The organism is Rhodococcus sp. (in: high G+C Gram-positive bacteria) (assembly GCF_049299235.1).
Classification (GTDB): Bacteria; Actinomycetota; Actinomycetes; order Mycobacteriales; family Mycobacteriaceae; genus Rhodococcus.
Genome location: NZ_JBAQXC010000341.1, coordinates 1 through 6,387 on the forward strand (window position 1 = coordinate 1; position 6,387 = coordinate 6,387).

General features: G+C 67.8%; 7 protein-coding genes. 3 read left to right on the forward strand and 4 right to left on the reverse strand.

The genetic code is table 11. The annotated features are described in order from the left end of the window. Window positions 1-26 precede the first annotated feature (26 nt). The 4 genes from WAX14_RS21290 to WAX14_RS21305 form a co-directional block, all read right to left on the reverse strand. Window positions 27-788 carry an amino acid ABC transporter ATP-binding protein gene (locus tag WAX14_RS21290; protein WP_422630034.1) on the reverse strand — a complete coding sequence of 254 codons (762 nt, stop codon included), beginning with the start codon at window positions 786-788 and terminating at the stop codon, window positions 27-29. Next, window positions 785-1,762: an amino acid ABC transporter permease gene (locus tag WAX14_RS21295; protein ID WP_422630035.1), complete on the reverse strand. Its 978-nt coding sequence runs from the start codon at window positions 1,760-1,762 to the stop codon at window positions 785-787. The genes WAX14_RS21290 and WAX14_RS21295 overlap by 4 nt, the downstream gene beginning before the upstream one ends. A gap of 13 nt (window positions 1,763-1,775) precedes the next feature. Next, complete coding sequence (locus WAX14_RS21300) at window positions 1,776-2,651, reverse strand: ABC transporter substrate-binding protein (RefSeq protein WP_422630040.1); 876 nt, start codon at window positions 2,649-2,651, stop codon at window positions 1,776-1,778. A 130-nt stretch (window positions 2,652-2,781) separates the two neighbouring features. Then, window positions 2,782-3,900 (reverse strand): isocitrate/isopropylmalate dehydrogenase family protein, encoded by a 1,119-nt coding sequence (locus WAX14_RS21305; RefSeq protein WP_422630036.1) that lies wholly within the window; start codon window positions 3,898-3,900, stop codon window positions 2,782-2,784. A gap of 19 nt (window positions 3,901-3,919) precedes the next feature. On the opposite strand from WAX14_RS21305, the gene WAX14_RS21310 reads away from it, so the two are divergent. The 3 genes from WAX14_RS21310 to trxA all read left to right on the forward strand — a co-directional run bounded on the left by WAX14_RS21310 (window position 3,920) and on the right by trxA (window position 6,146). After that, window positions 3,920-4,438, forward strand: coding sequence for a 2'-5' RNA ligase family protein (locus tag WAX14_RS21310; RefSeq protein WP_422630037.1), 519 nt, complete (start codon window positions 3,920-3,922; stop codon window positions 4,436-4,438). A 237-nt stretch (window positions 4,439-4,675) separates the two neighbouring features. Continuing rightward, window positions 4,676-5,698 (forward strand): GlxA family transcriptional regulator, encoded by a 1,023-nt coding sequence (locus tag WAX14_RS21315; protein WP_422630038.1) that lies wholly within the window; start codon window positions 4,676-4,678, stop codon window positions 5,696-5,698. A gap of 79 nt (window positions 5,699-5,777) precedes the next feature. Next, window positions 5,778-6,146 (forward strand): thioredoxin, encoded by a 369-nt coding sequence (trxA, locus tag WAX14_RS21320; protein ID WP_422630039.1) that lies wholly within the window; start codon window positions 5,778-5,780, stop codon window positions 6,144-6,146. Window positions 6,147-6,387 lie beyond the last annotated feature (241 nt).

Genomic DNA, 6,387 nt, shown 5'->3' on the forward strand with positions numbered 1-6,387 from the left:
CCTCCAGGGGCCCAAAAGGCACACCGTCACAGCAGTTTCGACAGGAACGCCTGGGTGCGCTCGTGCTGCGGGTTGGCCAGCAGCTCACGCGGAGCACCGGATTCGACGACGACACCGCCGTCCATGAACACGAGCTGATCGGCGACTTCCCGCGCGAATCCCATCTCGTGGGTCACCACGATCATGGTCATGCCACCGGCGGCGAGGTTCTTCATCACCGACAGCACCTCCCCCACGAGTTCGGGGTCCAACGCCGATGTCGGTTCGTCGAACAGCATCAGCTTGGGTTCCATCGCCAGTGCTCGTGCAATGGCGACGCGCTGCTGCTGACCGCCCGACAACTGGGCCGGGTACGCCTCGGCCTTGTCCGCCAGCCCGACCCGGTCCAGCAGTTCGCGGGCACGGTCGGTGGCGTCGCCGCGGCGTGCCTTCTTCACCAGGATCGGCGCTTCGATGACGTTGGCGAGCACGGTCCGGTGCGGGAACAGGTTGAAGTGCTGGAACACCATGCCGATGTCGCGGCGCTGCTTGGCCGCGTCCCGCGGGTGCAGCTCGTGCAGTTTGCCCCCGCGTTCGGAGTAGCCGACGAGGTCGCCGTCGACGTACAGGCGTCCGGCGTCGACCCGTTCGAGGTGATTGACGCAGCGCAGGAACGTGGACTTGCCGGAGCCGGACGGGCCGATCAGGCAGGCGACATGGCCGCGTTCGACGTCGAGGGTGATGCCCTTGAGCACGTTGACCGCGCCGTAGTTCTTGCAGACCCGATCGGCCTGAACCATGGACGTCATTGTCCGTCACCTCCGGGTGCGTCGCCGCCTCCGCGTCCGGGCGGGAGGGGTTTGCCCTGCGCGTCGGCGAGGGCCTGCAATTGACGGGCGGTGAGATGACGGCTCAGGCCCTTCGAGTAGTGCCGTTCCAAGAAGTACTGGCCGACCATGAGGATGCTGGTGATCGCCAGATACCAGGTGGCGGCGACGAGCAGCAGCGGAATCGGCTGGAAGTTGGCGCCCGAGATGTCGCGGGCCCGGCCGTAGAGTTCCAGGGTGTACGGGACCGCCGCGACCAGCGAGGTGGTCTTGAGCATGCTGATCAGCTCGTTGCCGGTGGGCGGGATGATCACGCGCATCGCCTGCGGCAGGATCGTGCGGCGCATCGTCTGCGACCAGGACATGCCGAGGGCGGTCGATGCCTCGGTCTGCCCCTCCGGGACGGAACCGATTCCGGCGCGGATGATCTCGGCCATGTAGGCGGCCTCGTTCAGGCCGAGGCCGATGACCGCGAACAAGAACGCGGCATTGATCCCCTGCAGGTCGATGTGCACGAACTGGTGCACGAACGGAATACCGAGGTCGAGTTGCTTGTAGATGGCCGGGAACAGGCCCCAGAACACCAACTGCACATACACCGGGGTGCCGCGGAAGATCCACAGATACACCCACGCCACGGTCCGCAAGACCGGGTTCGGCGACAGCCTCATCACGGCCAGCACGATTCCGAGCAGCACCGCGATGATCATCGCCAGGACGGTGAGTTGAATCGTCTTCCACGCCGCCTCGGTGATGCGCCGGTCGAACAGGTACTGCCCGTAGACATCCCAGCGGTATGCATCGTTGGTGGCCGCACCCCACAGGAACAAGGCCACGAGCACGGCAACGACGACACCCGCGATCCAGCGTCCGGGTCGGCGCAGCGGCACCGCTTCGATCGGCGCCGGTTCGGTTCCGGCCACGTGGCCGCTCGCGGAGCTCGACTGTTCGCTCATCGGACCCCTTCCGTCAGCTCGTCGCAGCGTTGATCTGCGAGGTGTCGATCATTCCGTTTTCCATGCCCCACCGCTGCGCGATCTGCGCGTACACGCCGGAGTCGATGAGTTCCTGCATCGCCTGCTGCAGTACCGGCCCCAGCGGGGACCCCTTCGCGACGACGAAACCGTATGGGGCGGCGTCGAACACGTCACCGGCGACCTCGAGCCTGCCGTCGCTGCGTTCGATTGCGTATGCGGTGACGGGTGAATCGGCAGACAGCGCATCCACGCGCCCGAGAATGAGCGCGTTCGTCGCCTCGTCCTGACTGTCGTACTTGACCTTGTCGATCGGCGGCCTGCCGGACGCCACGCAGGCGTCGCTCTTGGCGGGCACCTCGTCGATGTCCTCGTAGGTGGTCGTCTGCACCGCCACGCGCAGCCCGCACGCGTTGTCCGGGTCGATGTGGTCACCGACTCGTTGGGCCCACTGCACCCCCGCGCTGAAATAGGTGACGAAGTCGACCGATTGTTCGCGCTCCTCGGTGTCGGTGAACGACGACGATCCCATGTCGAATGTGCCGGACTGCACCGCCGGAATGATCCGGTCGAAGTCGGCTTCGCTGAAGGTGGCGGTGACACCGAGCACGTCGCCGAGCGCGTCGACCAGTTCCACCGCAAATCCGACGATCGTGCCGTCGTCGTCCTTGAATTCATTCGGGGCGTACGGAACGTTGACGCCGACCTTCAACCTGCCGGACGCGGCGATCGCCGGGGGCAACTGACTCGCGATCGACTCGACCTTCTCCGCACGGATCGGATCACCGGGGGGAACATTCGATTCGGAGTTGGTCACACACCCGGAGGCCGCGGCGACCACCAGTGCGATCGCGGAAACCCACGCGGTCAAGCGACGCCGACGGCGACCCGTGACCGGTTTCGATCCGACTGGTTCATTCACAGTCGAACAGTAACCGCACGACGGCTACGCGTCCCAAAAAACACCGTCGTGGTATGCGGTGGCGGGCCTGCGACGAACATCACCGCCGCCGGGTCCATGCGATCACCGTCTCGGTGAACTCGGCGGTCGACGCCTGGCCGCCCAGATCCGCGGTGGCGACACCGCCACCGATCGTCTGCTCGACGGCGTTCTGGATACGGTGGGCCGCACGCCCCAGGTACGGCAGATCCCCGGTGGCACCGAGGTGCTCGAGCAACATCGCCGCCGACAGGAACAGTGCCGTGGGGTTCGCGCGGTTGCGGCCCGCGATGTCCGGTGCGGCGCCGTGCGCGGCCTGCGCCATCACTTTGTCCGCGGACGCGTTGATCGAACCGGCGGTGCCGAGCGAGCCGGCCAGTTCCCCGGCAAGATCGGAGAGGATGTCGCCGAACATGTTCTCGGTGACCACGACGTCGAAGTCGCCGCCGCGGCGCACCAGGTGCGCGGCCATGGCGTCGACGTGCTCGTCGTCGACGACGACACCCGGATAGTGGGCGCCGACCTCGCGACACACGTCCCGGAACAGTCCGGTGGTCATGGTCAGCACGTTCGCCTTGTGCACGATGGTGACGCGTCGGCGACGGCGGACAGCGAGATCGAAGGCGGTGTGCGCGATGCGTTCGCATGCGGCGCGGGTGACCACGCCGACGGCGAGCGCGACGTCGGGAGTCGGCATGAACTCGCCGCTGCCGAGCGCCATGTTCCGGTCGGCGTAGAGACCTTCGGTGTTCTCCCGCACGATGGCCAGGTCCATGTTCGGGACGACTGCGCGCACTCCGGGTAGTGCCTTCGCCGGCCGGATGTTCGCGTACAGGTCGAACTGTTTGCGGATGCGGCCGCTCGGTGCGAGTTCGCGGCGGAACGGTTCGGGATAGGAGGCGTTGTCGTGCGGCCCGAGAATCCAGGCGTCGAGGCCGGCGAGGGCATCGAGGGTGGATTGGGGGACGGGTGTGCCGTGGGTGGCGATTGCGTCCGCACCGAGCGGGAGCGGTACCCAGTCGACGGCCGGTCCCCCGGCCGCGGCGACCGCGCCGTCGACGACCCGGCGGGTGGCGGGCACGATCTCGTGGCCGATGCCGTCGCCGGTGAGCAGTCCGATGCGGTGCCCCGGGCCGGTAGTCGGGGTGAGTGGGCCGGCTGTTGCGGTGGAGTCGGTCATCGCGCCATGATGGCGCATCATGGTGCAGTCCGTGGAACTACTGCTCGACGACGGCCTCGACCGCGCGGTGCGGGCCGAATGGGAACGGCTGCGCGAGGCCGGGGTGAGCAGTGCCGCTCGGATCCGCAGCGAGACGAACCGGCCGCACATCACGCTCGCGGTCGCGACGTCGATTCCGCCGGGCATCGAGAGCCACCTGCGCGATCGCATCGACGGCGCGCCGATCACGGTGCGCCTCGGTGGAATCGTCGTCTTCGGTGATCGGCATGCGACGTTGGCGCGGCTCGTGGTGCCGACGGTCGACCTGCTCTCGCTGCACCGCGCGGTGTTCGCGTCGATCGCCGGATGTCCGGGTATTCCACCCCATATCCGGCCGGGTGAGTGGACTCCGCACGTCACGTTGGCGCGGCGGGTGCCAGCCGACCGCATCGGTCCGGCGATCGTCGCGACCCACGCGGCGAGGCAGGATCTGGACGGGACTACTGCGGGGATCCGGCGGTGGGACGGCGAGGCGAAGTGCGAGTGGCGGGTGGCGTGAACTGTCGCACCGGCAGCGGCCCGCTTCAGAATCGGAAGTCGCCGAATTGGGTTGTCTCACTGTGAGTGTCCGGGGTGAGGCCGGCCAGGGCGAGGACCGCCAGAACGGCGAGGACGGTAGCGACGATCAGCAGTGCGGTCATGGGATCCAGCTTCTGTCGTGTACCGCACGGACCGACAGTGGCAGCTCTGCCACCTTTGCTCGATTTTCTGCCAACTCGGTGGCACGCTGGCAGCCATGTTGAAGACCGTGGTGGCACCGCTGCTCCCCTACGTCGAGGCATTCGAACTCGGCGTCGCGTGCGAAGTGTTCGGATTCGACCGGTCGGACGACGGTCTGCCGACCTACGATTTCACCCTGATCCGGGGAACACCGCATCCGGTGGCCACCCGGTTCGGCTACACCATCGAGGTCCCCCACGACCTGGATCTCCTGGATGCCGCGGACCTGATCGTCGTGCCCGCCGGCGGCACGACCGTCGCCTCGACCTGCGACCCCAGTTACCTGTGCGGTACGCGCGACGACATGTCCGATCTGGAACCGCTGTTCGTCAAGCTGCGGGCCGCGGTCGATCGTGGCGCGCGCGTAGCGAGCATGTGCACCGGCGCGTTCACCTTGGCCGCGGCCGGTCTGCTCGACGGACGTCCCTGCACCACCCATTGGCGACACACCACGCGACTGGCCGAGATGTACCCGGCCGCGCGGGTCGATCCGGATGTGCTCTACGTCGACGACGGTGCGGTACTGACCAGCGCCGGAACCGCCGCCGGAATCGACCTGTGCCTGCACATCGTGCGCACGGAACAGGGCGCCGGCGTCGCGAACACCATCGCCCGGCGCATGGTGGTGCCACCGCACCGCGACGGTGGCCAAGCTCAGTACGTGGCGATGCCACTGCCCACCGCCGCATCGGAAACGCTTGCGCCGATCCTCGATTGGATGACCGAGCACCTGGACCGGGACCTGCCGGTCGCGGCGCTCGCGGCGACGGCCCACCTCTCGGTGCGCACGTTCGCGCGCAGATTCGCCGCCGAAACCGGGACCACCCCGGCGCGGTGGCTGCGTGACCAGCGGGTGTATGCGGCCCAGCAGCTACTCGAAAGCACCGACCTGCCCGTCGACGTGATCGCCGACCGAGTCGGATTCGGCACCGCCGCGGTACTGCGGCAGCACTTCCTGCGGCTGCGGCGCACCACCCCACAAGCGTATCGCCGCACATTCCGGTCCGACCCCCTGTCCGAGGCTCTGCCGGTCCCGTGACCGCGGTGGCGCGGCGTCGGGAAGAATCGAGCGCGGCCGGACGTTGAAGCGGCCGGAGCATCCGACCGAAAGGAACACCGTGGCCACCCAGACCCTCACGCAGCAGAACTTCGACGAGATCGTCAATGCCAACGACGTCGTCCTCGTCGACTTCTGGGCCTCGTGGTGCGGCCCGTGCCGGCAGTTCGCACCGACCTTCGAAGCCTCGTCCGAACAGCACCCCGACGTGGTGCACGGCAAGGTCGACACCGAGGCCGAGCAGTCGATCGCCGCTGCCGCGAACATCCGCTCGATCCCGACGATCATGGCATTCCGCGAAGGCGTGCTCGTCTTCAACCAGGCCGGTGCCCTGCCTCCGGCAGCACTGGAAGACCTGCTGACCCAGGTCAAGGCGCTGGACATGGACGAGGTGCGCAAGCAGATCGCCGAGCAGACCCCCGGATCCTGACAACCGGATCCTGACAACCGGATCCTGACAACCGGGGCTCACACGGTCCGCATCGGTGCGGCGATCGGACAGCCGCGCGCGGCATGACGCGCGGCTGTCCCTTTCGTCGGCCGCGTCTTCCGCCGACGAGCGTCGCGCTACGACCGTGGGTGCTGCCGCACCCGCGCGGCTTCGCGAACCAGGTGGTCACGCTCGGGGACACTGGTCGCCGCACGCGCGGCGGCGGCGTACAACTCGGCGG

Coding starts and splice junctions, on each gene's coding strand:
- WAX14_RS21290 (WP_422630034.1), bottom strand. CDS start 788: ATGACGTCCATGGTTCAGGCCGATCGGGTCTGCAAGAACTACGGCGCG.
- WAX14_RS21295 (WP_422630035.1), bottom strand. CDS start 1,762: ATGAGCGAACAGTCGAGCTCCGCGAGCGGCCACGTGGCCGGAACCGAA.
- WAX14_RS21305 (WP_422630036.1), bottom strand. CDS start 3,900: ATGACCGACTCCACCGCAACAGCCGGCCCACTCACCCCGACTACCGGC.
- WAX14_RS21310 (WP_422630037.1), top strand. CDS start 3,920: ATGGTGCAGTCCGTGGAACTACTGCTCGACGACGGCCTCGACCGCGCG.
- WAX14_RS21315 (WP_422630038.1), top strand. CDS start 4,676: ATGTTGAAGACCGTGGTGGCACCGCTGCTCCCCTACGTCGAGGCATTC.